Source organism: Microbacterium sp. BDGP8, assembly GCF_029991045.1.
Lineage (GTDB): Bacteria > Actinomycetota > Actinomycetes > Actinomycetales > Microbacteriaceae > Microbacterium > Microbacterium plantarum.
Window position 1 is genome coordinate 2,897,305 of the sequence record NZ_CP120712.1, and the last position, 26,168, is coordinate 2,923,472.

General features: G+C 71.6%; 27 protein-coding genes. 20 read left to right on the plus strand and 7 right to left on the minus strand.

Annotated features, from left to right (window positions below; translation table 11 throughout):
• Positions 1-7: 7 nt before the first annotated feature.
• Both P6897_RS13890 and P6897_RS13895 read right to left on the minus strand, forming a co-directional pair.
• Positions 8-598, minus strand: a complete 591-nt coding sequence (locus P6897_RS13890; RefSeq protein WP_205289239.1) for an excalibur calcium-binding domain-containing protein — start codon at positions 596-598, stop codon at positions 8-10.
• Positions 599-727: 129 nt separating this feature from the next.
• Positions 728-2,188 (minus strand): protein adenylyltransferase SelO, encoded by a 1,461-nt coding sequence (locus tag P6897_RS13895; RefSeq protein WP_282501523.1) that lies wholly within the window; start codon positions 2,186-2,188, stop codon positions 728-730.
• Positions 2,189-2,246: 58 nt separating this feature from the next.
• Between P6897_RS13895 and P6897_RS13900 the strand changes: the two genes are divergently transcribed.
• From P6897_RS13900 to P6897_RS13935, 8 genes are all read left to right on the plus strand, one after another.
• A complete protein-coding gene (locus P6897_RS13900) occupies positions 2,247-3,005 on the plus strand; it encodes a hypothetical protein (RefSeq protein ID WP_282501524.1) in 759 nt (252 codons plus the stop codon).
• A 127-nt stretch (positions 3,006-3,132) separates the two neighbouring features.
• Positions 3,133-3,891, plus strand: a complete 759-nt coding sequence (locus P6897_RS13905) for a hypothetical protein (protein ID WP_282501525.1) — start codon at positions 3,133-3,135, stop codon at positions 3,889-3,891.
• On the plus strand, positions 3,888-5,741 hold the full coding sequence (locus P6897_RS13910) for an amidase family protein (RefSeq protein ID WP_282501526.1): 1,854 nt from the start codon (positions 3,888-3,890) through the stop codon (positions 5,739-5,741). The genes P6897_RS13905 and P6897_RS13910 overlap by 4 nt, the downstream gene beginning before the upstream one ends.
• 96 nt (positions 5,742-5,837) lie before the next feature.
• Positions 5,838-7,148, plus strand: coding sequence for a UDP-glucose/GDP-mannose dehydrogenase family protein (locus P6897_RS13915; RefSeq protein ID WP_282502601.1), 1,311 nt, complete (start codon positions 5,838-5,840; stop codon positions 7,146-7,148).
• Between the two features lie 82 nt (positions 7,149-7,230).
• Positions 7,231-8,298 (plus strand): acyl-CoA dehydrogenase, encoded by a 1,068-nt coding sequence (locus P6897_RS13920; protein ID WP_282501527.1) that lies wholly within the window; start codon positions 7,231-7,233, stop codon positions 8,296-8,298.
• The gene (locus P6897_RS13925; protein WP_282501528.1) at positions 8,292-9,659 is read left to right on the plus strand and encodes a bifunctional PIG-L family deacetylase/class I SAM-dependent methyltransferase; all 1,368 of its coding nucleotides are present in this window, start codon (positions 8,292-8,294) and stop codon (positions 9,657-9,659) included. Before P6897_RS13920 ends, P6897_RS13925 begins: the two co-directional genes overlap by 7 nt.
• Positions 9,656-10,372: a glycosyltransferase gene (locus P6897_RS13930; protein ID WP_282501529.1), complete on the plus strand. Its 717-nt coding sequence runs from the start codon at positions 9,656-9,658 to the stop codon at positions 10,370-10,372. The genes P6897_RS13925 and P6897_RS13930 overlap by 4 nt, the downstream gene beginning before the upstream one ends.
• Positions 10,373-10,496: 124 nt before the next feature.
• Entirely contained in the window at positions 10,497-14,234 is a 3,738-nt protein-coding gene (locus P6897_RS13935) for a phosphodiester glycosidase family protein (protein ID WP_282501530.1), read from the plus strand.
• Here the strand turns inward: P6897_RS13935 and P6897_RS13940 are convergent, their stop codons facing one another.
• On the minus strand, positions 14,235-14,702 hold the full coding sequence (locus tag P6897_RS13940) for a hotdog domain-containing protein (RefSeq protein ID WP_240309703.1): 468 nt from the start codon (positions 14,700-14,702) through the stop codon (positions 14,235-14,237).
• 91 nt (positions 14,703-14,793) lie between these two features.
• Between P6897_RS13940 and P6897_RS13945 the strand changes: the two genes are divergently transcribed.
• Positions 14,794-15,027 carry a hypothetical protein gene (locus P6897_RS13945; protein ID WP_282501531.1) on the plus strand — a complete coding sequence of 78 codons (234 nt, stop codon included), beginning with the start codon at positions 14,794-14,796 and terminating at the stop codon, positions 15,025-15,027.
• 11 nt (positions 15,028-15,038) lie between these two features.
• Here the strand turns inward: P6897_RS13945 and P6897_RS13950 are convergent, their stop codons facing one another.
• Positions 15,039-15,728 (minus strand): L-ribulose-5-phosphate 4-epimerase, encoded by a 690-nt coding sequence (locus tag P6897_RS13950; RefSeq protein ID WP_282501532.1) that lies wholly within the window; start codon positions 15,726-15,728, stop codon positions 15,039-15,041.
• A 117-nt stretch (positions 15,729-15,845) separates the two neighbouring features.
• On the opposite strand from P6897_RS13950, the gene P6897_RS13955 reads away from it, so the two are divergent.
• From P6897_RS13955 to P6897_RS13970, 4 genes are read left to right on the plus strand one after another with little or no spacing between them, the layout of a single operon-like run.
• Positions 15,846-16,946: a VanZ family protein gene (locus P6897_RS13955; RefSeq protein ID WP_282501533.1), complete on the plus strand. Its 1,101-nt coding sequence runs from the start codon at positions 15,846-15,848 to the stop codon at positions 16,944-16,946.
• A 19-nt stretch (positions 16,947-16,965) separates the two neighbouring features.
• Positions 16,966-17,142 carry a hypothetical protein gene (locus P6897_RS13960; protein ID WP_162815494.1) on the plus strand — a complete coding sequence of 59 codons (177 nt, stop codon included), beginning with the start codon at positions 16,966-16,968 and terminating at the stop codon, positions 17,140-17,142.
• A 52-nt stretch (positions 17,143-17,194) separates the two neighbouring features.
• A complete protein-coding gene (locus tag P6897_RS13965) occupies positions 17,195-17,731 on the plus strand; it encodes a VOC family protein (RefSeq protein ID WP_282501534.1) in 537 nt (178 codons plus the stop codon).
• Entirely contained in the window at positions 17,728-18,528 is an 801-nt protein-coding gene (locus tag P6897_RS13970) for a MerR family transcriptional regulator (protein ID WP_282501535.1), read from the plus strand. The genes P6897_RS13965 and P6897_RS13970 overlap by 4 nt, the downstream gene beginning before the upstream one ends.
• Before the next feature lie 32 nt (positions 18,529-18,560).
• On the opposite strand, the gene P6897_RS13975 is transcribed toward P6897_RS13970, so the two are convergent.
• Positions 18,561-19,523: an alpha/beta fold hydrolase gene (locus P6897_RS13975; RefSeq protein ID WP_282501536.1), complete on the minus strand. Its 963-nt coding sequence runs from the start codon at positions 19,521-19,523 to the stop codon at positions 18,561-18,563.
• Between the two features lie 77 nt (positions 19,524-19,600).
• On the opposite strand from P6897_RS13975, the gene P6897_RS13980 reads away from it, so the two are divergent.
• The 7 genes from P6897_RS13980 to P6897_RS14010 are packed head-to-tail and all read left to right on the plus strand — an operon-like array spanning position 19,601 to position 25,083.
• Entirely contained in the window at positions 19,601-20,716 is a 1,116-nt protein-coding gene (locus P6897_RS13980; protein WP_282501537.1) for a Gfo/Idh/MocA family oxidoreductase, read from the plus strand.
• Between the two features lie 9 nt (positions 20,717-20,725).
• Positions 20,726-21,667 (plus strand): metal ABC transporter substrate-binding protein, encoded by a 942-nt coding sequence (locus P6897_RS13985; protein WP_274179206.1) that lies wholly within the window; start codon positions 20,726-20,728, stop codon positions 21,665-21,667.
• Positions 21,664-22,413 carry a metal ABC transporter ATP-binding protein gene (locus P6897_RS13990; protein WP_282501538.1) on the plus strand — a complete coding sequence of 250 codons (750 nt, stop codon included), beginning with the start codon at positions 21,664-21,666 and terminating at the stop codon, positions 22,411-22,413. Before P6897_RS13985 ends, P6897_RS13990 begins: the two co-directional genes overlap by 4 nt.
• Positions 22,410-23,285 carry a metal ABC transporter permease gene (locus P6897_RS13995; RefSeq protein WP_274179207.1) on the plus strand — a complete coding sequence of 292 codons (876 nt, stop codon included), beginning with the start codon at positions 22,410-22,412 and terminating at the stop codon, positions 23,283-23,285. The genes P6897_RS13990 and P6897_RS13995 overlap by 4 nt, the downstream gene beginning before the upstream one ends.
• A gap of 9 nt (positions 23,286-23,294) precedes the next feature.
• Positions 23,295-23,543 carry a hypothetical protein gene (locus P6897_RS14000; protein WP_023954097.1) on the plus strand — a complete coding sequence of 83 codons (249 nt, stop codon included), beginning with the start codon at positions 23,295-23,297 and terminating at the stop codon, positions 23,541-23,543.
• An 8-nt stretch (positions 23,544-23,551) separates the two neighbouring features.
• A complete protein-coding gene (locus P6897_RS14005; protein WP_282501539.1) occupies positions 23,552-24,622 on the plus strand; it encodes a spore photoproduct lyase family protein in 1,071 nt (356 codons plus the stop codon).
• Between the two features lie 47 nt (positions 24,623-24,669).
• Positions 24,670-25,083 (plus strand): PLD nuclease N-terminal domain-containing protein, encoded by a 414-nt coding sequence (locus P6897_RS14010; RefSeq protein WP_348997228.1) that lies wholly within the window; start codon positions 24,670-24,672, stop codon positions 25,081-25,083.
• Here P6897_RS14010 and P6897_RS14015 read toward each other — a convergent pair.
• On the minus strand, positions 25,062-25,463 hold the full coding sequence (locus P6897_RS14015; RefSeq protein WP_282501540.1) for a VanZ family protein: 402 nt from the start codon (positions 25,461-25,463) through the stop codon (positions 25,062-25,064). The genes P6897_RS14010 and P6897_RS14015 overlap by 22 nt on opposite strands.
• Positions 25,460-26,167 (minus strand): universal stress protein, encoded by a 708-nt coding sequence (locus tag P6897_RS14020; protein ID WP_282501541.1) that lies wholly within the window; start codon positions 26,165-26,167, stop codon positions 25,460-25,462. The genes P6897_RS14015 and P6897_RS14020 overlap by 4 nt, the downstream gene beginning before the upstream one ends.
• Position 26,168 lies beyond the last annotated feature (1 nt).

Below are 26,168 nucleotides of genomic sequence, written 5' to 3' on the forward strand. Positions count from 1 at the left end.
GGGAGACCTACTCGCAGCCGATGCCGTCGCCGTCCCGGTCGAGGTGACGCCCGTAACCGGGATCCCCCGTCCGGACGGGGGCGGCGCCGGCGTTCCGGGCCGCCGTGCAGTTGTCGTAGTACGTGGATGCCGGTGCCGCGGGTGCCTGCGCAGCCGGTGCCTGAGCAGCGGGGGCTTGCACCGTCCGGGCGGACAGCTGGCCCTCGAGGTCCGAGATCCGGGCCGCGCGAGCATCGAGCTCGGTCTGCGACGCCGTCGCCGCGGTCTGCATCTCGGTCACCTGAGCGGTGGCGGTCTCGAGCGCCGCGGTCGCCGTTGCGAGGTCGTCGAGCGCCTCATCCAGATCCGCGCGGGCGTCGGTCAGCGCCGTGTCGTTCTCGACAGCCACCGTCTCGGCGTCGGCGACATCCGTCTCGAGCGAGGCCACCTGGTCCTTCAGCGACGTCACCTCGGACTGCGCACCCGCGCCTCCGGCGCCACCGCCGAGCAGCAACCCGGCCACGAGCGCCGACCCGGACGTGATCAGCGCCGCCTTGCGCGACATCGGACGCGCCAGGAACGACGGCTTGCCATCGGCGCGCAGGCTCGATCCGGCCATGTTCTCTTCTCCCCCATCGCCGCGCCCCCGCGCGGCCCCGCCGTCATCATCGCGGGACGCGCATCGCCGCGCCACGCACGCGCGGTACGAGCGTCGCAATACGGACCGCCCGCGCGCGTTCCGATCCGGTCAGGTGCCGCAGAACGTCTGGTAGCCGGCCGCGAAGTCCGGACCCGCCGGCTGGGCGTACCGCTCCGCGCCCGCGCGCTCGGTGAACGGGGTCGACAGGACGGTCGTCAGCCAGCCGAGCGGCTCGAGGTTCCCGGCGGTCGCCGCGGCGAGCGCTTCCTCGACGAGATGGTTGCGCGGCACGTAGATCGGGTTCGCGGCATCCATCACCTCGGCGTCGGGCGCATGTACGCGCCACCGATCGAGCCAGCCGGCCAGCGCCGGATCCGCGCCGAGCGACGCCTCGAGACCGGCCGCGTCGCCCCGCCCGGCAGCAGACAGCGACCGGAACGTCGAGGTGTAGTCCGCGCGCTTGCGCTCGAGCATCTCGTGGAAGTCACCGGCGAGCGCCTCGACCTGCTCATCGGAGACTCGCGCATCGGCGAGCCCGAGCTTGCGCCGCATGCCCGCCGCCCGGGCCTCGGCGAACCGGGGCCGGAACTCCGCCAGGACGCCCTGCGCCAGCTCGACCGCGCGTTCGAGGTCGTCGTCGAACAGCGGCAGCATCGCCTCGGCGAGCCGCGCGAGGTTCCACTCGGCGATGTACGGCTGATTGCCGTAGGCGTAACGCCCGCCGGTGTCGATCGAGCTGTACACGGTCGCCGGGTCGTACGCGTCCAGGAAGGCGCACGGACCGTAGTCGATCGTCTCGCCCGACACCGTCATGTTGTCGGTGTTCATCACGCCGTGGATGAAGCCGACCAGCATCCAGCGGGCGACGAGGTCGGCCTGCGCCGCCACGACCGCGCGGAACAGTCCGAGCGCGGGCACATCCTCGTCCGCCGCCTCGGGGTGGTGCCGCGCGATGGCGTAGTCGACGACCGCGCGCAGCACGGCGATGTCGCCCGTCCCCCGCGCGAACTCGACGCTGCCCACCCGCAGATGGCTCGACGCCGTCCGCACGAGCAGCGCTCCCGGCAGTGCCGCCTCACGCAGCACCTCGCGCCCCGTCGCGACGACGGCGAGCGACCGGGTCGTCGGGATGCCGAGCGCATGCATCGCCTCGCTCATCACGTACTCGCGCAGCATCGGCCCGACGGCCGCGAGCCCGTCGCCGGCCCGCGCGAAGGGCGTCGGTCCGGAGCCTTTCAGATGGATGTCGCGGAGCGATCCGTCCGGCGCGGTCAGCTCGCCCAGCAGCAGCGCCCGCCCATCGCCGAGCCGCGGCGAGAAACCGCCGAACTGGTGACCGGCGTAACCCTGGGCGACCGGCTGCGCGCCCTCCGGCAGCGCGGCACCCACGAGAAGGTCGACCCCCTCGGGGCTGCGCAGGAACCCGGCATCCAGCCCCAGCTCGTCGGCGAGCGCCTCGTTGAGCACGAGCAGCCGCGGCGCGGGCGCCGGATCCGCCGACCACGGCCGCGCGAGCGCGGGCAGCGCGTCAGCGAAGTCGTGCGACAGCGAGAGCGTGACGGGAGTCATGAATCGAGGCTACGCGCGGTGCGCCGCACCGGGGCCGCAGGTTTGACAGAGTGGAGTGATGGCGATCGAAACGACCGACCACTCCGCCCCGATCCACGACCTGTTCCGCACGGTGGCCGAAGACCGCCGCCGCCTGGCCCAACGTTTCCGCAGAGCTTCGCCGGCCGCCTCGCTCGCGCAATCGGTCTGCTTCGCCCTGATCATCGCCGTACCCGCCCTCGGCGTCGGCATCCCGACGATCGTCGCCTTCGTCGTGGTCGTCGGCGCGCTCGTCGGTGTCGAGATGTTCTTCCGCCGCCGCCTCGGCATGGCGATCGACCTGCCGGCGGGATGGCGCAGCTGGGCCGTGGGCTTCGCTCTCGCGGTCGTCGTCCTCGGGCTCGCCGTCACCTCGATGGCCCTCGCGGTGATCGGGCAGGGCGGCTGGATCGCGCTGACGGCCGGTGCCGGTCTCGTCGTCTCGTTCCTGGGTGTGACCGCCTACGACCGCACCTTCGCCGCCGACGTCGTCCGCCCGTTCGCCCGCGCTCCGCGCTCTGCGGCCCCATTCGCCGACGCCCAGCGCTTCCGGCTGAGCGCCGCCCTCCGCCCGGTCACGTCGGCGCGCGTCGACGTCCTGGCAGAGAGCCTCGGGCACGGGAACGGCGAGCAGCCGAGCGTGCAGGGGCACCTGAGCGCGCTGGAACGCGAGGGGCTCGTCAGCATCACGCATGCGGATGCCGCACCCTCCGCCTCGCTGACGAAGGCGGGCCGACGCGAGTTCGACGGCCGGCTCGCGGCCGGCCTCCGCGGCGAGGCTGGCGAAACCGGCGCGTAACGCACCGACACCGGCAGGAAACGCTGTCCTGCCAAGCTCGGCACATCCCCCGAGGACCGTGGGCTCGGAGCCCCACGAGAGCCTGTCGTCCTGAGTGCACCCGACCCAGGAAAGGGGCTGCTTCCGCATGCCTGCTCGCCCATCGATCACCCTCGCGCCCGCCCTCGCCGGCGTCGTCGCGCTGACCGCGGCACTCGCCGCGGCGCCGGCCGCGGTGGCCGCACCACCCACCGCGACCTTCGCGATCGGCGTCGCCGCCACCGCCACCGCCACGGAAGGCGACCGCATCGACGTCGTCCTCACGGCGACCGACGTCGTCGACCTCTACGCCTACGACCTCGACGTCTCCGTGCCGGGCGCTCTGCTCGATTACGTCGACGACTCGGCCACCGGTCCCGACGGCGGCTTCACCGCTGCACGCGAGACCGCGAGCGGCACGATCACCGTCACCCACTCCCGCCTCGGCACCTCGCCCGGCCTCGCGTCCGACCCTGGCGCTCCCCTCACGCTCGCAACGCTCTCGTTCACCGCCGAGGGCGCCGGGGCCGCCGAGATCGCGCTCCCGAGCGTCCGCCTCGTCGGCGGCACCGGCGAGACGGCGACGGCGACGGATGCCGCGACCACCGACATCACGATCGCCGCCCTTCCCGTCGCCGAGCCCGAACCCGAACCCGAACCCGAACCCGAACCGTCGGCGAGCGCGCCCGTCGTGGGCACCCCGGCTGCCGGATCCGGAAGTTCCGCCTCCGGCGGCGGAGCCGCGAGCGGATCGCTCTCGGCCACCGGCGGCGACGCGACGCCCATCGTGCTGAGCGCGGCGCTCGGTGCCGCCCTCCTCGCCGCGGGCACCGTGATCGTCCTGCGCCGTCGGGCGGTGAACGCATGAACCGCCGGCTGATCGTCCCCGCCGCCGCCGTCGGCGCGCTGCTGACCTGCGGTGTCGCCGCCCCCGCCGCTGCGGTGCCCGCCGTGGCCGCAGCGGCCGCGCCCACCGTCGGGGCCGCGTTCCTCGCGCCCTACTACACCGAGCTCGACCTCACCGGCGATGACAGGGTCACCACGGATGACCTCGCCGTCGTCGCGGCGTTCATCGGGAGCACCGACACCGACGCCGATTGGGCGGAAGCAGGCGCGTACGACCTCGACGGGGACGGGGCGATCACGGCATCCGACATCGCCCTCGTCTCCGAGCGGGCCATCTACGACGACGGTCCCTTCGAGATCGTCGAGGCCGACGTCGTGTCGATGCAGGCGGCGATGAACGCCGGGGTCGTCACTTCGGTCGAGCTCACCCAGCAGTATCTCGACCGCATCGCCGCCTACGATCGCGCGGTGATCGAGCCCGGCGGACGGCCGCTCAACTCGATCATCACGACCGGCGACGCCGCCGCCCTCGCCGCCGCGGCATCGGCCGACACCGTTCGCGCCGAGCAGGGCATGACGAGCATGCTGCTCGGTGTGCCGATCGCGGTGAAGGACAACTACAACACCGTCGACATGCCCACCACGGCCGGCTGCGGATGCTGGAACGACAACCGCACCGCCTCGGACGCGCACATGGTCGAGGGCCTGCGCGCCGACGGCGCGGTCATCCTCGCCAAGGCGAGCATGGACGAGTTCGCCATCAACCTGTCGTCGCAGTGGTCGGCTTACCAGCCGGCGGGCACCGCCCTCACCGTCTCGAGCCCGTACGCGACGAACCGCAGCTCCGGCGGATCGTCAGGAGGGACGGGCGCCGCCATTGCGAGCAACCTCGCCGCGATCGGTTTCGGCACCGACACGGGCGGCTCGATCCGCATCCCGTCGACCTACAACCAGCTCGTGGGCGTGCGTCCGACGGTCGGACTCGCGAGCCGCGACGGCATCGTGCCGCTCGCGCTCTCGCAGGACACCGGCGGCCCGATGGCGCGCTCGGTCACCGACGCGGCGGTCGCTCTCGACGCCGTCGTGGGCGCCGATTCGGCGGATCCGGTGACAGCTCGCCAGGAGGGGCTCGTCCCCGCCAGCTACACCGCTTCACTCGACGCCGACGCCCTCCGCGGCGCGCGCATCGCCGTGATCACGGGTCTGCCGACCTCGCAGAACATGGTCGGCAGCAACGCCACGACGCAGCGCCTGTTCAGCGCTGCGCGTGAGACGCTCGAAGCGCAGGGCGCGGAGGTCGTCGAGCTCGCGGCGCCCGAGGGATTCAGCGGCATCCTGAGCGAGGGAAGCGGCAGCGCCGTCGAGTTCGGGTACGACCTGCAGGCCTACATCGACGACTACCTGAACCCGGCGGTCGGCGCCCGGAGCCTCGCGGCCATCGCGCAGTCGCCGAACATCGCGCCGAACCGCGGCCCATCGACGTACGGGCCGCGCTCGACCGTCACCCCGCAGCAGTACGAGGACTGGGCGGGACCGGCGGGATCGCACACGCTGCAACTCGCCCGCGGAAAGCAGATCGTCACGGAGTTCCTCGACGCGAATGACATCGACGCGATCATCTATCCCAGCGGCACCCCCTACGGCACGGTCGGCAGCAACATGCGGTTGAGCCCGAACACGGGCCTTCCGGCCGTGACGGTGCCGATGGGCCAGGCGAGCGCGACCGAGCAGATCCCCGGCGCCGGCGTGAACCTCGAGTTCCTGGGACGCGATTTCGCCGAGGGCACCCTGCTGGGCCTGGCGTTCTCGTTCGAGCAGGCGACCGGCGCACGGACGACGCCGGCGCTGTACGGCCCGCTTCCGGCAGGCTGATCGTTCCCGTGACGCGGGTGGGTCGTTTACACCCGCGTCACGGGAAGTTGGTATGAAAGAGTGTCGGTGCCGTCGGGGCCGCGGAGAGAGAGCATGATGCGTCTGTCGGTCATCGGTTGCGGTTACCTCGGGGCGGTCCACGCGGCCGCCATGGCATCCATCGGGCACGAGGTCGTCGGAATCGACGTCGACGAGCGCAAGATCGCCTCGCTCTCGAACGGCGAAGCCCCCTTCTTCGAGCCCGGTCTGCAGGAGATCCTGAGCGAGGGTCTCGCGTCGGGCCGACTCCGCTTCTCGACCGACATGGCGGATGCCGCGGGCGCCACCGTCCACTTCATCGGCGTCGGCACCCCGCAGCAGAAGGACGGCTACGCCGCCGACCTGACCTACGTCAACGCCGCCGTCGACGCGCTCATCCCGCACCTGGCCGAGGGCGACATCGTCGCGGGCAAGTCGACGGTCCCCGTCGGCACCGCGGCCACGCTCGCCGAGCGCGTGACCCCCACCGGCGCCACGCTCGTCTGGAACCCCGAGTTCCTGCGCGAGGGCTGGGCGGTGCAAGACACCGTCGACCCCGACCGCCTCGTCGCGGGCGTCCCCGCCGGGCCGGAAGGCGAGCGCGCCGCCGACATCCTGCGGGAGGTCTACCACCCCTCGGTCGCCAAGAACACGCCGTTCATCATCACCGACCTCGCCACCGCCGAGCTCGTCAAGGTCGCCGCGAACGCATTCCTCGCGACCAAGATCAGCTTCATCAACGCGATGGCCGAGATCGCCGAGGTCACCGGCGCCGACGTCACGACCCTGGCCGACGCGATCGGCCACGACGCCCGCATCGGCCGCCGCTTCCTCGGGGCCGGCATCGGCTTCGGCGGCGGCTGCCTGCCGAAGGACATCCGCGCGTTCTCGGCTCGCGCCGAGGAGCTCGGCCGCGGCGAGTCGGTCGCGTTCCTGCGCGAGGTCGACGCCATCAACATGCGCCGCCGCGACCGCGCCGTCGACCTCGTCGTCAGCGCCTTCGGCGGATCGGTGTTCAAGAAGAACATCACGGTGCTCGGCGCCGCGTTCAAGCCGCACAGCGACGACACCCGCGATTCCCCCGCACTCGACGTCGCCGTACGCCTGCACGGTCTCGGTGCCTGGGTCACCGTGACCGACCCCGAGGCGATCGAGAACGCCCGCCGCATCCACCCTCAGCTGAACTACGTCGAGGACCGCGACGAGGCCCTCCGCGCCGCCGACGCCGTCATCGTCGTCACCGAGTGGGACGAGTACCGCCGCGAGCTCGACCCCGCGCACGCCGCGACGCTCACCGCCGGCCGGCTCATCGTCGACGGCCGCAACTGCCTCGACGCCGACGCCTGGCGCGCGGCCGGCTGGGACTACCGCGGCATGGGCCGCCCCTGACCCACCCACCGCCGACATACACCACCGCGCCGGATCGAGCATCTGCAACCTGCACGCTCGTCCCGCAGGCGATGATGAAGCGATGCCCGCACACCGCGACCCGAGAACCAGTCCCCTCCTGGCGGAGCGGCCTCTGAACCACGGCATCACCCGCGCACTCGACGCCGCTGAGATCATAGACGGCTTCGGCACGGATGTCGCCGCCACCCTCGACTGGGCGGTCGCGGTCGGCGCCGCACGGCCCGCCGAGCGCCCGGTGGTCGACGACTGGTCACTGCTGGCATCGGTGGCGAGCGTCGACGTCGCCGCTGCCCGCATCCTCGAACCCCACCTCGACGCGCTCGACATCCTCGACCAGGCGCATCGTCTCGACGTGAACGTCGACGTCGCCCTCGAGTCCATCGGAGCGAGCGCGAACTCGACCTGGGGTGTGTTCGCCGCCGAAGCACCGGGCATGCGACTCGATGCCCACCGCGCCGCCGACGGGTGGCGGCTGTCGGGAACGAAGCCGTGGTGCTCGCTCGCGGGTCAGCTCACCCATGCACTCGTCACCGCCTGGGTGGGCGACGACCGCCGGCTGTTCGCCGTGGCGCTGCGACCACCCGAGGTCGTCCCGCACACCGGCCCCTGGCACGCCCGCGGGCTCCCGCAGGTGGTGAGTGCGCCGGTCGACTTCGCCGACGCGCCCGCGGTGCCCATCGGAGAAGCCGGCTGGTATCTGCGTCGTCCGGGCTTCGCACACGGCGGGATCGGCGTCGCCGCCTGCTGGTGGGGCGGAGCCCTCCCCCTTCGAGACGCGCTGCTCGAGGCGACTCGACGTCCCGGCGCCGACCAGCTGTCACGGGTCCACCTCGCCCGCGTCGACACCGCACTGTGGAACGCACGACTGGCGCTGAAAGCCGCGGCCACGATCATCGACGCCGACCCGGACCCGGCAATGATCGCCGGCCGGGTCCGGGCGATCGTGTCGGATGCCGTCGAGACGGCGCTGACGGAGTCTGCGCGAGCGCTCGGCCCCTTGCCCCTCGTGGCCGACGAGAGCCATGCCCGCCGGGTCGCCGATCTGCAGATCTACATCCGTCAGCACCACGGCGAACGCGATCTCGCTCGCCTCGGCGGCAGCGTGAGCGAAGGGCGCGGCCAATGGTGAGCTTCAGCCACCGCGATCCCGGCACCCCCGAAGCGACGTGGGCCGCGGCCTTCGCCGAACGGTCGCTGCCGGTGCTGCCCGAGGATTTCGACCACCTCCTCGTCGTCGCCGCCCATCCCGACGACGAGACTCTCGGCGCCGCCGGCCTGATGACGCGCACCGCCCGGCGCGGAGCAACGGTCTCCGTCATCATCGCGACCGACGGTGAAGGATCGCATCCCGATTCACCGACGCACACGCCCGACGAGCTGGCCACGCTCCGTCGAGACGAGGCCGAGCGCGCACTCGAGCACCTCTCACCCGCCATCCGACGGCGTTTCCTCGGTCTCCCCGACGGCCGGACCGACGACCACCGCGACGAGATCGCCGGCGCGATCGCAGACGCGCTCGGCGACGAACCGGTCCCCGAACGCACGCTCGTGGTCTCGACATGGACAGGTGACGGCCATCGCGATCACCGCGTCGTCGGCGAGGTCGCCGCGGCGGTATGCGCTGACCGCGACGTCCCGTGGCGGGCCTACCCGATCTGGCTCTGGCACTGGGGTTCCCCCGACGACGCGCCCTGGGACGACGTCGACCTCGTCGACCTCGACGGGGATGCGCTCGAGCGCAAGCGGGCCGCCATGCGCCTCCACCGCACACAGGTCGAGCCGCTCTCGGCGGCCGCGGGGGACGAGGAGATGCTCCACGGGGGAATGCAGCAGCACTTCGAGCGCGGGTTCGAGGTCTTCGCGCGTCCCCCGCGCCGCACCGGCAGCCTCCCCCGCGACTTCTTCGACGCCTTCTACCGCCGAAACGGTGACGACCCCTGGGGGTTCGACTCGCGGTGGTACGAACAGCGCAAGCGCACGATCACGATGGCGACCATGCCCCGCGCACGCTACCGGTCCGCCCTCGAGCTCGGCTGCTCGACGGGTGCGCTCACCGCGCTCCTCGCCGACCGCTGCGAGGCCGTGCTCGCCCTCGACATCGCCGACGCTCCGCTCGCCGTCGCCAGACGTCGCCTCGGCGAGCGCGCGGGGGTTCATCTCGCTCGCGCCGAGCTGCCCGCCGAGTGGCCCGCCGGCGAGTTCGACCTCATCGTCGCGTCCGAGGTGGGCTACTACTGGGACCCCGCTGACCTGGCCCGGGCGATCACGCGGATCGCCGCATCTCTCGCGCCCGACGGCCACCTCATCGCCTGCCATTGGCGTCACCCCGTGGCGGAGTACCCGCTCTCGGGAGATGAGGTCCACGCGGCTCTCGATGCCGAGCACGCCCTGACCCGGCTGGCCCGGCACGAGGAGGAGGACTTCATCCTCGAGGTGTTCGGACGAACGCATGCACGATCGGTCGCGGTCGAGACGGGCCTCATTCCGTGAGCCCGATCGCCGTGGCCGTCGTCGTCCCCGTGCACGACGAAGCGGCGCTGCTCGATGCCTGCCTCGCTGCGCTGACCGCCGCGGTCGCTCACGCGCGTCGAACCCATCCCGGCATCCGGGTCGCACCCGTCGTCGTCCTTGACGCCTGCACCGACGCCTCGGAGCAGATCGCGAGGTCGTGGCCCGTCGGCATCCGCCGCATCGACGCGCGCCGCGTCGGCACCGCACGCCGGAGAGGGGTCGAGGCGGCTCTCGCCGAGCTCGGCGACCCCGCGCCCGAAGACACCTGGATCGCGACGACCGACGGTGATTCCACCGTGCCGCTCGCCTGGCTGAGCCACCAGCTCGATCTCCGCGCCGCCGGCGCCGAGGTCGTCCTCGGAACCGTGCGCCCCGATTTCGCCGACCTCACGTCGGCCCACACCGCGCACTGGCTCGCCACGCACCCCCGGGGACGACCCGCCGGCAACGTGCACGGCGCGAACCTGGGGATGAGCGCCGCCGCCTACCGCGCAGCGGGCGGATTCCCCGATCTCGACGAGCACGAGGATGTCGAGACGGTCCGAGCCGCGCGCGCCGCCGGTGCGCGGGTCGTGGCCACCGACGTCAACGAGGTCACGACCTCGGGCCGGTTCGAGGGCCGGACTCCCGGGGGATACGCGGCCTTCGTCCACGCGACGCACCAGCGCATCTCAGGTCAGGTGTCACCTTGAGGCACTGAGGTCCTCAGGCCGCGCGCATCGTCACCGGGCGCGGCACCGACGGTTCACCTGAGGGTCATCCCCCCGCCACCGGACCATCATCCTCTCGGACGCCCCCGTCCGTAGGGTGCTCCGCGTGCCCGCCCTCACCTCACGTCTCTCCCGCCCGGCCCCGAGAACGCGCCGCGGCGCAGTCGCACTGCTCGCCGTCGTCACCGCGACCGCTGCGAGCATCGGCGCCCTGAGCCCGGCATCCGCCGTCGCCGCGCCCGACACGGGCGGACTCGACCTCGGCGGCGGGAACTCGTCGATGCTCAGCGCCGACGCTCAGACGCTCGCGCCCGGACTGGAGCTCACCGACTTCCGCCGGCTGCAACCCGCCGGCTGGGTGACCGGCCACGTGATGCGCGCCGACCTCACGACACCGACCCTGTCGCTCGACGTGCTCGACGCCGGCACGGTGTCGGGTGGTGCCATGCTCAGCGACCAGATCGCCGGCACCGGTGCGGTCGCGGCGATCAACGGCGACTACTTCGACATGAACTACTCGACCGCACCGGTCGGCACGAACGTGTCACCGACCGAAGGTCTGCGTACCGCGGCCCCCGGCATGCGCCAGGCGTTCACGATCTCCGACGGACTCGCCGCCGTGCAGGCCCTGACCTCGGACGCCACGGTCGCCGTCGACGGCACCGTGCACCGACTGGCCGGCGTCAACAGCCCCGACATCGGCGTCGACGGCATCGGGTGGTACACCCCCGCGTGGGGCTCCCACCCGTTGAGCCGCCCGCTCGGCGGACCCGCCGAGATCGCCGGCTCGATCGCCCGCGTCACGGTGCAGGACGGCGTCGTGACCGAGGTCACCACCGACGCGGCATCCGTCACGGGCACGACGGCCATCGCCGACGGCTCCGGCGTGCTCATCGGCCGTGACGGCGGCGCCACCACGCTGGCCGCCTTCGAGGTCGGCGACACGGTCGAGGTCACGGTCGAGGCGTCCGCCGACGTCGACCTCGCCGTCAGCGGGTCGCAGCGCATGATCGTCGACGGCGTGCAGACCGACGAAGACCAGGTCGAGGCGGCCCGCACCGCCATCGGCGTCAACCGCGACGGCACGGAGGTCACCGTCGTCACCATCGACGGACGCGCCGGCGACAGCCGCGGCATGACCATCCGAGAGCTCGGCGACCTCATGCTCGACCTCGACGTCTACAACGCCGTCAACCTCGACGGCGGCGGCTCGACGATGCTCGCCGTGCGCGAACCCGGTGACGCCGAGGCGTCCATCCACAACCGCCCCTCCGACGGGGGCGAGCGCGTCGTCGCCAACAGCCTCGCCTTCTTCTCGTCGGCCCCGGCCGGCGTCGTCGACGACGTGAAGGTCGCACCGGCCCTCGACGCGGCCGGCTCCGACGCCGTCTTCCCCGGGCTCCACCGCACGCTGGCCGGCACCGGCCTCGACGCCAACCTCACGGGGGTCGACGTCATCGGCGATTTCTCCGCGACGGATGCCGCTGTCACGGTGTCTGCGTCGGGTGACGCGACGGCGCTCGTCGCGGGCGTGACCCCGGGCACCGCCACCGTCTCGTTCGAGGCCGAGGGCAAGACCGCGACCACCGAGGTGCGGGTGCTCGGCGACCTCGAGCGGGTGCGCCCGTCGTCGACGGTCGTCGCCCTGCCCGAGCCCGGCCAGACCGCGACCGTCCGCCTCACGGGTCTGGACGCCGACGGCTTCACCGCGCCGCTCGAGACCGCCGACGTCAGCGTCGAGCACGGGGCCGACGTGACCGTCGAGCGGAACGGCCTGGACGCGTTCCTCATCACCCCGACCACCGACAGCGGCTCGGCGACGGTGACCTTCACCGCCGGTGGACGCAGCGTCGACGTCGCGGTGACCATCGGCTACCGCACCATCTCGGTGGCCGATTTCACCGACGCGGCGTCGTGGACCGCCGGAGTCGCGCGTGCGACCGGTGAGCTCACCCCGACCACCGGCCCCGACGGTCGAGCCGCGCTGCGCATGACCTACGACTTCACCACCACCACCAGCACGCGCGGCTACTACGCGATCGCTCCGGAGCAGGTCGATGCCGCGTCGGGCCGCGTGCTCGAGGGCCAGCCGCAAGCGATCACGCTGTGGATCGACGGCGACGGCTCGGGCGCCTGGCCCCGCCTGCAGATGCGAACCGGCACCGACACGACGATCAACCTCGACGGCCCCATGATCGACTGGACCGGCTGGCGCCAGGCACGCTTCACCGTGCCGGCGGGCACGGCGTATCCGCTGACATTCCAGCGTGTGCGCATTATGGAGACCCGGTCGTCGGCCACCTACCACGGCGACATCGCCATCTCCGGCCTCGAGTCGATCGTCGCACCCGACGTCGACCAGCCGGTGGCCCCGAAGGTGTTCGACCCGGTGATCGTCACCGACGGCAGCGTCGACGGCCGCTCCCAGCGGATCGCGGTCATGAGCGACGCGCAGTTCGTCGCCCGCAACCCCGATTCCGAGGTCGTCGTCGCCGCACGCGAGACACTGCGCGAGATCGTCGCGGCCGAGCCCGACTACCTCGTCATCAACGGAGACTTCGTCGACGAGGCATCCGTCGCCGACTTCGAGCTCGCTGCCCGCATCCTCGACGAGGAGGTCGGCGACCGTGTGCCCTACATCTACGTGCCCGGCAACCACGAGATCATGGGCGGCGCGATCTCGAACTTCACCTCGGCGTTCGGCGCGGCGTTCCGATCCGTCGACCTCGGCTCGACGCGCATGATCACCCTGAACTCGTCGGCCGGCTCGTTCCGGGCGTCGGGCATGGAGCAGCTGGAGTTCCTGGACTCCGAGTTGGCCGCCGCGGCGGAGGACTCGTCGGTGACGGGCGTGCTCGTCTTCTCGCACCACCCGGCCGACGACCCGCTGCCGTCGAAGGCGAGCCAGCTCTCCGACCGCTACGAGGCGGCGCAGTTCGTGTCGACGCTCGCGGCCTTCCGCGCCGACACCGGCAAGTCGGTCGCCATGGTGAACGGCCACGTCGGCGTCTTCGACGCGACGAGCTACGACGGCGTCTCGCGGGTGCTGAACGGCAACTCGGGCAAGGGGCCCTCGGGAACCCCGGATGCCGGCGGCTTCACCGGCTGGACCATGCTCGGCGTGAACCCCGGCGCCGGTGTCGTGGGCACGGGGCCCGCCGTGGTGGAGGACCGCATCCGATGGATGCAGGCCGAGACGAAGCCGCGCGTGCAATCGCTCGATCTCGCGGCACCGACGGTGCTCGAGGTCGGCGAGACGGTGCCCGTGTCGGCGACGCTGACACAGGACGGCGGGCGCACGGTTCCCGTCGCCTGGCCGGTGAGCGCGGACTGGGCCGGCGCCGGGCTCGACGTCGTCGGGTCGGATGCACGGGCGGACGCCGAGGCGCGATCGGGGCGCGCCGAGCGCGCGCAGACCGAAGCAGCCGCCTCGGGCCCGCTGCGCCTGAACCCCTCCTCCGGTGAGCTGACCGCCGTGTCGGCCGGCGATGCCTCGATCTCGGTGACCGTGAACGGGGTGACCGACACGGTGGAGGTCACGGTCGTCGCGGCGCCGGGTGACGGCGAGCCGGGCACACCGGGTGACGGCGAGCCGGGCGCACCGGGTGACAGCGGGCCGGGCGCACCGGGCGACAGCGGGCCGGGCGCACCGGGCGACAGCGGGCCGGGCATGCCCGGTTCCGGCGGCGGGTCGGGGCCGGATGCCGGGTCGAGCGATGCTCTGGCCGCTACCGGCGCCGACGCAGGGACGATCGGCGGGGTCGCCGGACTGGCGGCTCTCGTCGCAGCCCTCGGCCTGGCGCTGCTCGTGTGGCGACGTCGCGCGAGGGCCGCGTCCCGGTGATCAGGGCAGGCGCACCGAGTCGGTCTTGGGGTGCTCGCGCGGCATCCGATCCCGGTCGTACGTGATGGCGGAGTAGCCGTGCGGGATCGGCTGCCCGTCCTCGTCGACGCTCACGAACACGAGACGCTCGATCGAGAGGATGCGCTTGCGCGTGATCATGTTGCGCACGACGGCCCGCATCGTCAGCGAGGTGCGACCGAAGTGCGTCGCCGTCAGCCCCATCTCGATGAGGTCGCCCTGCAGCGCCGACGACTCGAAGTTGATCTCCGAGATGAGCTTGGTCACCACGCGGTAGTTGCCGAGCTGGATGATCGCGTAGATCGCGGCTTCCTCATCGATCCAGCGAAGCAGACTGCCGCCGAAGAGCGTGCCGTTGGCGTTCAGGTCTTCCGGCCGCACCCACTTGCGGGTGTGGAAGTTGATGCCGCCCTCCGACCAGGGCCATTCGGAACTCGTCTGATCGCTCACGTTGATCCAGCCTAATCCCGCACATGATCGCACGCGCGGGGCGTCGCGTCGACGGGTTTCGCCGGCAGCTCCGACGTCGGATGATGTCGCCATGGACAAGCCTGCGAAAGAGTTCGACGCCCACGAGGTGACGGAGGAGGTCGCCGACCGGGTCAAGAAGCGGATGCCGGACGTCGACGACGAGCTCATCCACCGCGAGGCGGCGGCCTCGGTCGAGAGCCACGCCGACGCCCGCGTCACGGACTTCATCGGCATCATCGCCGAACGCGAGACCCGCGAGCGCCTCGCCGGTATCGCCGACGAGGCGCCGACCGAGTCCGACTGACCGGTGCGGGGCTACCGGCGGTCGTCGGTGGTCTGTCCGTAAACGTTCTGATACCGGTCGTACAGCGCATCGATCGCGTCCCGCGGAATCGGGAGCAACTCCCCCGCCTGCCGGGCGATGTGGACCGTGCGAGCCACGTCCTCCACCATCACCGCAGCCTTGACCGCATCCTTCGCACTCGACCCGATCGTGAACGGCCCATGGTTCTGCATCAACACCGCCCGGGAACGATGCCCCCGAAGCGTGTCCACGATCCCCCGGCCGATCGAGTCATCACCGATGATCGCGAACGGACCCACCGGGATCGGCCCCCCGAACTCATCAGCCATCGCCGTGATCACACACGGGACCTCCTCACCCCGCGCCGCCCACGCCACCGCATACGTCGAATGCGTGTGCACCACACCACCCACCTCGGGCATGTTCCGATACACATACGCATGCGCCGCCGTATCACTGGACGGCGACCGGTCACTGCCCGGCGTCCCCGGCACCACATTGCCGTCCAGATCGCACACGATCATGTTCTCCGGAGCCAACTCGTCATACGACACCCCCGACGGCTTGATCACGAACAGATCAGCCCCCGGAACCCGCCCCGACACGTTGCCACCGGTCCACACGACCAGCCCGTAACGCACCAGCTCCGCGTGCAACGACGCCACCTCGGCCCGAACCCGCGCCACCGCTTCGTGTTCCATCGGACTCCTCCGCCTCTCGGAATCAGCCGGCTCCGCCTTCGGGACCGGCGGTCGTCATGTTACCGGTAACACTCACAGTGTCCAGAAGAACCCGCCTGGTCTGGAAAAGTTGTCGGAATGGGTGACAACGTCTTCCTCGGCGCCGTCGCGATCGGCATCGGCGCGCTCGTCGGCCTCGTGCTGTTCGTGCCCTTCGTCGCGGTCCAGTACCGGCGCGCGGGGCATCTCACCGCGGGCCAGCTCGTGCTGTCGGGCGCGGCCCTCGTCTACTTCTTCGCGATCTGGACCTACACGCTGCTGCCGCTCCCCGACCCGTCGAGCATGCGGTGCGCCGGATCCAACCTGAACCTCTTCGAGCTCGTCGACGACATCCGCGGCGCTGCGCAGCGCGCCGGAGGCAGCCCGCGGGCCTTCCTCTCCGACTCGGCCTTCCTGCAGCTCGCCCTCAACGTCCTGCTCTTCCTCCCGCTCGGCTTCTTCGTACGGGTTCTCGCCCGCCGCGGCATCCTCGTCGCGTTCGCGGCCGGCCTCGGCATCTCGCTCATCGTCGAGTTCACACAGCTGACCGGAGTCTGGGGCGTCTACCCGTGCGCCTACCGCGTCTTCGACGTCGACGACCTGCTCACCAACACCGTCGGAGCGGTCATCGGCTCGATCCTCGCGCTCCTCGTGCCGCGCCGCCCGGTCTCCGAGGAGCCGGACGCACCGCGACCGGTGACGCGCGGCCGCCGCATCCTCGCGATGGTGTGCGACCTGCTCGCCTATTCGCTCGTCGGCATCTTCGTGAGCGTCGGCATCCAGGCGGCCCTCGTCTTCACGGGCAACCGCGACGTCGCCGTCGAGACCGACCTCGCGGGTCAGGCCGGCTCGATCGCCGCGCTCGCGGTCGTCGGCGGATGCGTCCTGGTGTCGGGCCGGACGATCGGCGACCTGACCGTGCGCCTCCGCTACGCCGGTGGCCCGGCCCCCGCCGTGGCGACCCGGCTCACGCGGTTCCTCGGCGGCATCGGCGGCTACGCGCTGCTGGATCAGCTCCCCGGCCCCTGGGGCTTCCTCGCCTTCGTCTTCCTCGTGGCCTGCGCGATCCTCACGTTCACGACGCAGGGCGGCCGCGGCCTGCCCGGTCTGCTCGGTGCCCAGGTACTGCGCGACAGCCGGGAGCATGGTCCCGCAGGACGAGTCGAAATCACCCGTATGGGGGACGCGCCCCGGCGCTGAGATCCGTAGCGTCGAGAGCATGGACGTCGAAGCACTCGCCCACACCGCCACCGGCGCTCTCGTCGGCATCGCCCTCGGATTCCTGGTGGGACTCCTCACCCTCAACCCGATGCTCGGCGTCATCGTCGGCGGCGTCGCGATGGTCGTGCTCGCCATCGCTGCGGCCATGCTGCTCCCGCGCGGCGTCTACCGCTGACCGGGGCACCCCCGCTTGACCCTCACGCGACGTGAGGGCCGAGAGTGGTCGCATGACCGACCCCGAGACCCCCTATTACGACGCTTTCGAGATCAGCCCCGTTCCCCCGCCCGGACCGGATGCCGTCGCGCCCGAGCCCTATCGCGGCATCTACGGGATGCCGGCGTTCGTCACGATCCCCACGCACGATCTGACGACCTCGTCGCGGTTCTGGACCGCGGGCCTCGGGTTCTTCGAGCTCTTCTCGATCCCCGGCACGCTCATCCACCTGCGCCGCTGGGCGTTCCAGGATGTCCTGCTCGTCGCCGCCGACCCGGCCTCGGCGCCGACGTCCGAACCGCCCGCACTGACCTACAGCTACGCCTGCGTCCTCGCCGAGCTCGACGGCATCGTCGAGGCCTGCCGCGCGCTGGACCCGGGGGCGGTCGGCGAGCCCCGCGACACCCCGTGGAACAGTCGCGAGGTCGAGATCCTCACCCCGGAGAACGCGCGTATCGTCGTCACGGCGGCGAAGCCCTACGAGCCCGACAGCGCCGCAGCACGCTCCCTCGCCGCCATCGGCATCACACCCTCGCAGGAGCACCCATGAGCGACATCAGCACGGACGGGGTGACGGTCGGGCGCGCGGCATCCGATCTCGGGGTCACGGTGCGCACCCTGCACCACTGGGACGAGATCGGCCTCGCCTCGCCGTCGCTGCGCACCGACGCCGGGTACCGGCTGTACACGGCCGCCGACATCGCTCGCCTGCAGCGCATCGTCGTGTACCGCGAGGTCGGGCTGGGGCTCGACCAGACCCGCACCATCCTCGACGAGCCGGGTCGCGACACCCCCGCGGCTCTCCGGGAGCAACGCGACGAGGTGTCGCGATCGCTCGCCCGGCTCGAGGGCCTCCGCGCCGGTCTCGACCGCATGATCGAGGCGCACGAGCGCGGCGTGCTGCTCACCGCCGAGGAGCAGCTGTCGATCTTCGGCCCCGACTGGAACCCCGACTGGCCCACCTTCGCCCGGCGCCGCTACGGCGACTCCCCGCAGTGGCAGCAGTACGCCGAACGCGCCGCCACCCGCACCCCCGACCAGTGGCGGGAGATCACCGCGACGATGACCGCGCTCGAGGCCGACCTCGCCGCGGCCGCCGACGCGGGCATCGAGCCCGGCGCGCCGGAGGCCGAGGCGCTCGTCGATCGCCATCGTGCCGCGATCAGCGAGTACTTCCCGGTGAGCCGGTCGATGCAGGTCTGTCTCGGCCGGATGTACGAAGCGGACGCCGCGTTCACCGCGCACTACGATCGTCTCCGACCCGGCCTCACCTCGTGGCTGCGCCGCAGCATCGACGAGAGCGCCCGCGCGCACGGCATCGACCCCGACACCGCGGTGTGGGAGTGACGACGAGGAAGTGACGTCGCGAGCCCGCCGGCTCAGCTGCGTCCGCCGGTGAACGCGCGCCACATGACGGCGGCGTGCGACTCCTTCGCATGCTCGACGCCGACCTCGTCGCCCTCCCGCGCGCTGAACCACTCCTGCACGCGGTAGCGCGCCGCGCGCCACATGAGGGCGATCCCGCCGTACGCAGGCCGGGGCACGCGCGCCTCCTCCTGCGACATCTGACCGCGGCGCGGCAGGTCGCCCGCGACGAAGGCGTCCATGAGCTTGGCTACGCCGATCGCGTTGCCGTTGATGACCGAGTGCGCGGCGCCATGGATCTCCCACCGCCACGCGTCGCGCGCGACGGCCAGGAGCTCCGAGTGGAAGTACCGCGGCGACGAGAAGTCGCGCGCGCCGCGGATCAGCAGCACCTGCGCAGAGACGTCCGCCAGGCGCTCGCGCAGCGGATACCGCATCATGTGAGGCAGCACCCGCATGAAGTAGGCGAAGCCGCAGAGCAGGTAGGCGCTGACCGCCAGCATCACGAGGCGGAACGGCTCGAACAGCGATGACTGCCCGAACCGGATCGCCTGCAGCACCACCGAGCGCTCGCGGTCGTTCACGACCGGACCGATGAGGACGGCCTGACGGATGCCGGGGCGCCGCGTGAGCACCTCCGTGACGATCTGCGTGCCGAAGGAGTGCCCGAGCAATACGGGATCATCGAGCTCGAACCGATCGAGCACCGCTTCCACCTGGTCGGCGAAGAACGCCACCGACGGCTCGTCGCGCGGCGCACGCTGACCGGCGAAGCCCGGAAGGTCGAGAGCGTAGACCCGCGCGTTCTGCGCGAGCGTCGGGGCGAGCAGGTCGAAGTAGGTCGCGGCCACCCCGATGCCCGCGATCAGCACGAAGGCCCGCCCCACATCCGCCGACGACGCGGTCTGCACCCGCGTGACCCGAGTGCGCACCCCGTCGAACGCGACCGTCTCGACGTCGATGTCGGCCGGCTCCATATCATCTTCACCGCCGCGAGCGCGCCCCTCCACCATGCCCCTACCGTCTCACACGCCGCCCCGTGCAGACTGTGCCGATGACCCTCACCTTCGCCATCGTCGGCAGCGGATGGCGCAGTGACTTCTTCCTGCGCATCGCCGCCGCCCTTCCCGAGCGGTTCCGCGTCTCCGGCCTCGTCACCCGCAGCGCGGCGACCGCGGCCGAGATCGAGAACCGGTGGGGCGTCCGCGGCTACAGCGACCTCGACGCGCTGCTCGCCGACGGCACCCCCGACTTCGTCGTCGTCTCGGTGCCGCGCGACGTGGCTCCCGGGATCATCGTCGACCTCGCCGGCCGCGGCATCCCGGTCCTGACCGAGACACCGCCCGCCGCCGGGATCGACGACCTCGTCGACCTGTGGGAGCACCTCGCCCGCCCGGGGATGCCGACGGTGCAGGTCGCGGAGCAGTACCACCTGTCGCCGCTGCTGTCGGCGCAGCTCGCGGTGGCCCGTTCCGGACGGCTGGGCACCCCGTCACAGGCGCTCGTCGCGCAGTGCCACGACTATCACGGCGTCAGCGTCATGCGGCGAGCGCTCGGCATCGGCGCCGACGAGACCGAGATCACGGCATCCGTCTTCCGGTCTCCGCTCGTGGCGGGACCGGGCCGCGACGGCGACCCCACCGCGGAGCGGATCGTCACCGCGACGCAGACCACGGCTCGGTTCGCGTTCGGCGACCGCCTGGGCGTGTACGACTTCGCCGGCGAGCAGTACTTCTCGTGGATCCGCGGCAACCGCCTGCTGATCCGCGGCGAGCGCGGCGAGATCGAGAACGGCGAGGTGCGCCACCTCCGCCGGTTCGACGAGCCCGTCTTCGACTCGCTGCGACGGGTCATGACGGGCGAGGGCGGCAACCTGGAGGGGATGTTCCTGCGCGGCATCCTCCTCGGCGACGAGTGGGTCTTCCGCAACCCCTTCCTCCCGGCCCGCCTCAACGACGACGAGATCGCGATCGCGCGGATGCTCGACGGCATGCCGGGCGCCATCGACGGGCACGCGCCGGTCTATTCGCTGGCCGAGGCCAGCCAGGACCACTACCTCGCGCTGCTGATGCGGCAGGCGGCCGAGTCCGGTAACACCGTGCGTTCGACGCGTCAACCCTGGGCCGATGTCGTCGACGAGGAATTGCACGCCCGGGAGGCCAGCGGGTAATTTTTCGGTATGCCGAAAAATCGACCTCGCCGCCTTTCCGCGCTGGTCGCCCTGGGGGCGACGGCTGCGCTCCTCGCGGGCTGCGCGACGGGCTCGAACGCCGACGTCGCCGGCGAACCGTCGGGCGACCGGCCCGTCGTGCTGACGACGTTCACGGTGCTCGCCGACATCGCCCGCAACGTCGCGGGAGACCGACTCGATGTGCGATCGATCACGAAGGCCGGGGCCGAGATCCACGGCTACGAGCCCACCCCGCGCGATATCGCGGCGGCGTCCGACGCCGACCTGATCCTCGACAACGGGCTGGGCCTCGAGTCATGGTTCGCGCGGTTCGTCGAGACCGCCGACGCACCGCACGCCGTCGTGTCCGAGGGCGTCGAGACGATCGACATCACCGGAGACGCCTACGCCGGCAAGCCCAACCCCCACGCCTGGATGAGCCCCCTGAACGTGCAGCTGTACGTCGAGAACATCGTCGCGGCGTTCAGCGAGCTCGATCCCGCGGGAGCCGACGCCTACGCCGCGAACGGTGCCGCCTACAACGACGAGCTGCAGCGCATCCACGACGATCTCGTCGCCGACCTCGAGACGGTGCCCGTCGAGCAGCGCGCGCTCGTGACGTGCGAAGGGGCCTTCTCGTACCTCGCTCGAGATGCCGGGCTCACCGAGGCCTACATCTGGCCCGTCAACGCCGAGCAGCAGGCGACACCCCAGCAGATCCGGCAGACGATCGAGTTCGTCGACGACAATGACGTGCCCGCCGTGTTCTGCGAGTCGACGGTCTCGGACCGCCCGATGCAGCAGGTCGTCGAGGCGACGGATGCCGTCTTCGGCGGCACCCTCTACGTCGACTCGCTCTCCGAGCAGGACGGCCCCGTGCCGACCTACCTCGACCTGCTCCGCCACGACGCCGAGACCATCACGGCGGCGCTGACCGGGAGCGCCTCGTGAGCGGCGTGGCCGGCGCGTCTCCGGGAATCGAGGTCACCGGAGTCTCGGTGCGCTACCGCGACATCGTGGCACTCGACGACGTCAACCTCACCGTCACGCCCGGCCGCGTGACCGCGCTGATCGGCATGAACGGATCGGGCAAGTCGACGCTGTTCAAGTCGATCACGGGTCTCGTCCGTCCCGCGAGCGGCCGGGTGAGCATCGCCGGTCAGACCCCCGCGGTCGCCCGCCGCCGCGGCGTCATCGGGTACGTGCCCCAGAGCGAGGACGTCGACTGGACCTTCCCGGTCTCGGTGCGAGACGTCGTGATGATGGGCCGGTACGGTCGCCTCGGCCTCACCCGCCGCCCGCGCCCCGAGGACCATCGCGCCGTCGACGCCGCCCTCGAGCGGGTCGAACTGGGCGACCTCGCCGACCGCCAGATCGGCCGGCTGTCGGGCGGGCAGCGCAAACGCGCGTTCGTCGCACGCGGCATCGCCCAGGATGCCGGCGTCCTGCTCCTCGACGAGCCCTTCGCAGGAGTCGACAAGAAGTCCGAGGCGACGATCGTGCGCCTGCTCCGCGAGATCGCGGCCGACGGCCGCACCGTGCTGGTCTCCACCCACGACCTGCACGCCCTCCCCTCGCTCGCCGACGAAGCCGTGCTGCTGCTGCGCCGCGTCGTCTTCCAGGGAGCCGTCGACGAGGCGCTCCGCCCCGAGCTGCTCGCGCGCGCCTTCGGCCTGACCATCGAGGAGCGTCCGTGAACCTCATCGACATCCTGCTCGAACCTCTCCGGTACGAGTTCATGCTGCGCGCCCTGTCGGCCACGGCGATCGCCGCGATCGTCTGCGCCGTCCTGTCGTGCTGGCTCGTCCTCATCGGCTGGTCGCTCATGGGCGACGCCGTCAGTCACGCGGTGCTGCCCGGTGTCGTGCTCGCGTACGTCCTCGGTGCCCCCTTCGCGATCGGTGCCCTCGTGTTCGGGTTCCTCGCGGTGGCCCTCATCGGCATCATCCGGGGCACGAGCCGCGTCAAGGAGGATGCCGCCATCGGCATCGTGTTCACGACGCTGTTCGCGCTCGGCCTCGTGCTCATCTCGGTCACGCCGAGCCAGACCGACCTCAACCACATCCTGTTCGGCAACGTCCTCGGGGTCTCCACCGGCGACCTCGTGCAGATCGCGGTCCTGGCCGCAGTGGCCTTCGCGATCCTGTTCGTCAAGCGCCGCGACCTCACGCTCTTCGCCTTCGATCCGATCCACACCTTCGCGATCGGGCTCTCGCCCCGGCTCCTCTCGGGGCTGCTCTTGGGCGTGCTCGCGCTGACCGCGGTCGTCGCGCTCCAGGTCGTGGGCGTCGTGCTCGTCGTCGCGATGCTCATCATCCCGGGAGCCACGGCGCACCTGCTCACCGACCGCTTCGGCCGCATGCTCGTCATCGCGCCGGTGCTCTCGGCGGCATCCTCGATCGTCGGCATCTACCTGAGCTACTGGGTGGACGCCTCGTCGGGCGGACTCGTCGTGCTCGTGCAGGGCGTCGTGTTCGCCGCGGTCTACCTCTTCAGCCCGAGACACGGGATCATCGGGCGTCGGATGGCCTCGCGCAAGTCCGTCGCCGAATCCGTTCCCGCTGGCTAGCGTGCCGCTATGAAGATCAGCGAGATCCACTGGAACGACGAAGCCCGCCAGAAGGTGCTCGACGACGCCGACCGTGTCCTGCAGGATGCCGTCGCCGCCGTCGCCGCGACCGATGACGCGAACGACGCCGACAAGGCCTACGCCGCGCTCGTCAGCCACATGAAGGACAAGTTCATCGACTGGGAGCCCGGCCCCGACGTCCGCACGTACGCCGACGCCCTCGCCGCCGGCGAGATCGAGCTCGAGCAGGCCGGCTGACCGGCCGGATGTCCCGGGATCGGGCCCCGCTGCTGCAGATCAGCCGCATCTACGCCGAGGAGGCCGCGCTCGCGCTGCCCCGCGGGCAGGAGATCGTGGCGCGGTGGCCCGATGCCGAGATCGTGCCGATCGACTCGCACTGGCTCGTTCCCGAGATCCACGGCGACGAGACGAACGTGCGCCGCTGGGTGCGGATCAAGACCGAGGCGCTCGTGCTCGGTGTGAAGAAGTCGGTCGCGACCCGCCTCAACGGCCGCTCGGCCGACTTCATCGCGCCGTCGACGGCGAACGGCTGCGCCATGGCCTGCTCCTACTGCTACGTGCCGCGACGCAAGGGCTACAGCAACCCCGTGACCGTGTTCGCGAACATCGACGAGATCTCGCGCCATCTCGCACGGCACATCTCCCGGCAGGGCCCCAAGACCGAGCCGAACCAGTGCGACCCCGAGGCGTGGGTCTACGACATCGGCGAGAACAGCGACTGCTCGGTCGACGCGATGATCAGCGAGAACGTCCGCGATCTGTGCGAGCTGTTCCGGATGTCGCCGACGGCCAAGGCCTCGTTCGCGACGAAGTACGTCAATCGCGACCTGCTCGACTGGGACCCGCTCGGGCGAACCCGCATCCGCTTCTCGCTCATGCCGCACGACACGGCGAAAGTGACCGACATCCGGACGTCGCCGGTCGCCGAGCGGATCGCCGCGATCAACGACTTCGTCGAGGCCGGCTACGAAGTGCACCTGAACTTCTCGCCCGTCATCCTCACCCCGACCTGGGTGGCCGACTGGACCGCGCTGCTGCGCGAGCTGAACGACGTGCTCTCCGACCGCGCCAAGGCGCAGCTGGCGTGCGAGATCATCATGCTCACCCACAACGAGGGGCTGCACGAGGTCAACCTCGGGTGGCATCCGCGCGGCGAAGACCTGCTGTGGACCCCGCGGATGCAGGAGACCAAACGCTCGCAGAACGGCGCCATCAACGTCCGGTACCGCTCACCGCTCAAGGGCGAGGCCGTCGCGACGCTCTGCGCTCTCATCGAGCGCGAGCTGCCGTCGTGCCGCATCCGCTACGCGTTCTGATCCCCGCTCCCTTGCGTGACCGCGCGGATCTGCGCCACCCTGGCGGGGTGTATCTGCTGCTTCCCCTGCTCGTCTTCGTCCTGATGGTCGCCGCCCTCGTCGACGCGATCACCCGCCGCGAAGACCAGGTCAAGCACCTGCCCAAGTTCGCCTGGGTGCTGTTCATCATCTTCTTGCCGTTCGTGGGCTCCGTGCTCTGGTTCACCCTCGGGCGCGAGTGGGACAGGGCCCCGCGGGAGTCGATGAGCTTCGGCGACCCGCGCCGGTGGTCGCGGGACGAGCCGGCACCGCCCGCGCCCGCGAGCCGTCCGCAGCCCCGCGACTACCGCACGACCGCGCAGCAGCTCGCCGACCTCGAACGCGAGATCGAGATCGCCGAGCTCGAGGCCGAGGTCCGGCGGCGCCGTGCGCGCGGCGGCTCCTCGTCGTCGGAGGGGCCTCAGTCGCCCGAGGCCGGCTGACGCCGCCCGACGACCCGCCCGCGGGCGAGCAGCCAGCCGGCGGTCGCGCCGAGGGTGTTGGCCACGACATCCCACACGCTCGCGGTCCGCTGTGCGAGCAGAACGCCCTGCGCCACCTCGATTACGGCGGAGATGATGAGCCCGGCGGGAATGACGTACGCCTGCCAGCGGGGCCAGCCCCGGGCCGCGCACCACCCGAACGGGACGAACAGGGCGATGTTGGCGGCGAACTCGATGCGGGCATAGGTCAGCCACGGCACGGCCGAGGTGATCGCCCGGAGGATCGGGCCGGCGTCGCGGTCGACGGGCGTCGGCCAGAACGCGATGAGCGCGAGGACGACGACGTAGCCGGCGAGCAGGACTCGCGCGGCGCGCGTCACCGCACGATGACGGTCGGAGAGCCGACGTGCGAGGCCACGCGCTCGCTGACCGACCCGAGCAGCAGACGTGACAGCCCGGTACGACCGTGCGAGCCGACGACCGTCAGCGTGGCGCCGCGGGAGGCGTCCTCGATGAGCGTCGAGGCGTCGCCGACGTCGATGCGCGTGCGCACCTCGAGCTGCGGGTGTTCCGCGCGCACCGGCTCGAGCATGCGGTCGAGCATCCCGGCGGTCGCTTCCGTCAGGTCGACCGGCATCGGCCCCGTCCAGAGGTCGAGGCCCGGCTCCGTGCCGACCGAGACCGGCTCCCATGCCGCGAGCGCCACGAGCGGCTGCCCCGTTCGCTGAGCCTCGCGAGCGGCGAAGTCGAGAGCGCGGGCCGAGACGTCCGACGCGTCGACGCCGACGAGCACGCCCTCCCTCGCCACGGCGGGAGCCCCGTCGTCGCTGCTGCGGTGGTCGGGCACGATCGCGATCGGGCAGTGCGCGTGCGCGATGAGCGTGCGATACGGATGACCGTGCTCTTCGGGGAGCACGAGGATCTCGGCATCCGCCGTGGCCGCGGCGACCCGATCGACATCGTCGCGCGTCGGGGCGATCAGCAGCTCACGCAGCGCGAGGCCGAGCGCCTCGGCCCGGCGCACCGCCCATTCGCGCGCCCCCGCGCCGGTCGCGTCGGTCACTCCCAGGATCACGTCGCCCATG

What these genes read in the sequence shown, in the direction of transcription:
- P6897_RS13980 (WP_282501537.1), top strand. Translation starts at nt 19,601, where the DNA reads ATGACCCTCACCTTCGCCATCGTCGGCAGCGGATGGCGCAGTGACTTC.
- P6897_RS13895 (WP_282501523.1), bottom strand. Translation starts at nt 2,188, where the DNA reads ATGACTCCCGTCACGCTCTCGCTGTCGCACGACTTCGCTGACGCGCTG.
- P6897_RS13945 (WP_282501531.1), top strand. Translation starts at nt 14,794, where the DNA reads ATGGACAAGCCTGCGAAAGAGTTCGACGCCCACGAGGTGACGGAGGAG.
- P6897_RS13905 (WP_282501525.1), top strand. Translation starts at nt 3,133, where the DNA reads ATGCCTGCTCGCCCATCGATCACCCTCGCGCCCGCCCTCGCCGGCGTC.
- P6897_RS13970 (WP_282501535.1), top strand. Translation starts at nt 17,728, where the DNA reads ATGAGCGACATCAGCACGGACGGGGTGACGGTCGGGCGCGCGGCATCC.
- P6897_RS14005 (WP_282501539.1), top strand. Translation starts at nt 23,552, where the DNA reads ATGTCCCGGGATCGGGCCCCGCTGCTGCAGATCAGCCGCATCTACGCC.
- P6897_RS13900 (WP_282501524.1), top strand. Translation starts at nt 2,247, where the DNA reads ATGGCGATCGAAACGACCGACCACTCCGCCCCGATCCACGACCTGTTC.
- P6897_RS13955 (WP_282501533.1), top strand. Translation starts at nt 15,846, where the DNA reads ATGGGTGACAACGTCTTCCTCGGCGCCGTCGCGATCGGCATCGGCGCG.
- P6897_RS14020 (WP_282501541.1), bottom strand. Translation starts at nt 26,167, where the DNA reads ATGGGCGACGTGATCCTGGGAGTGACCGACGCGACCGGCGCGGGGGCG.
- P6897_RS13975 (WP_282501536.1), bottom strand. Translation starts at nt 19,523, where the DNA reads ATGGAGCCGGCCGACATCGACGTCGAGACGGTCGCGTTCGACGGGGTG.
- P6897_RS13925 (WP_282501528.1), top strand. Translation starts at nt 8,292, where the DNA reads ATGGTGAGCTTCAGCCACCGCGATCCCGGCACCCCCGAAGCGACGTGG.
- P6897_RS13890 (WP_205289239.1), bottom strand. Translation starts at nt 598, where the DNA reads ATGGCCGGATCGAGCCTGCGCGCCGATGGCAAGCCGTCGTTCCTGGCG.
- P6897_RS13950 (WP_282501532.1), bottom strand. Translation starts at nt 15,728, where the DNA reads ATGGAACACGAAGCGGTGGCGCGGGTTCGGGCCGAGGTGGCGTCGTTG.
- P6897_RS13985 (WP_274179206.1), top strand. Translation starts at nt 20,726, where the DNA reads ATGCCGAAAAATCGACCTCGCCGCCTTTCCGCGCTGGTCGCCCTGGGG.
- P6897_RS13915 (WP_282502601.1), top strand. Translation starts at nt 5,838, where the DNA reads ATGCGTCTGTCGGTCATCGGTTGCGGTTACCTCGGGGCGGTCCACGCG.
- P6897_RS13960 (WP_162815494.1), top strand. Translation starts at nt 16,966, where the DNA reads ATGGACGTCGAAGCACTCGCCCACACCGCCACCGGCGCTCTCGTCGGC.
- P6897_RS13910 (WP_282501526.1), top strand. Translation starts at nt 3,888, where the DNA reads ATGAACCGCCGGCTGATCGTCCCCGCCGCCGCCGTCGGCGCGCTGCTG.
- P6897_RS14000 (WP_023954097.1), top strand. Translation starts at nt 23,295, where the DNA reads ATGAAGATCAGCGAGATCCACTGGAACGACGAAGCCCGCCAGAAGGTG.
- P6897_RS13965 (WP_282501534.1), top strand. Translation starts at nt 17,195, where the DNA reads ATGACCGACCCCGAGACCCCCTATTACGACGCTTTCGAGATCAGCCCC.
- P6897_RS13920 (WP_282501527.1), top strand. Translation starts at nt 7,231, where the DNA reads ATGCCCGCACACCGCGACCCGAGAACCAGTCCCCTCCTGGCGGAGCGG.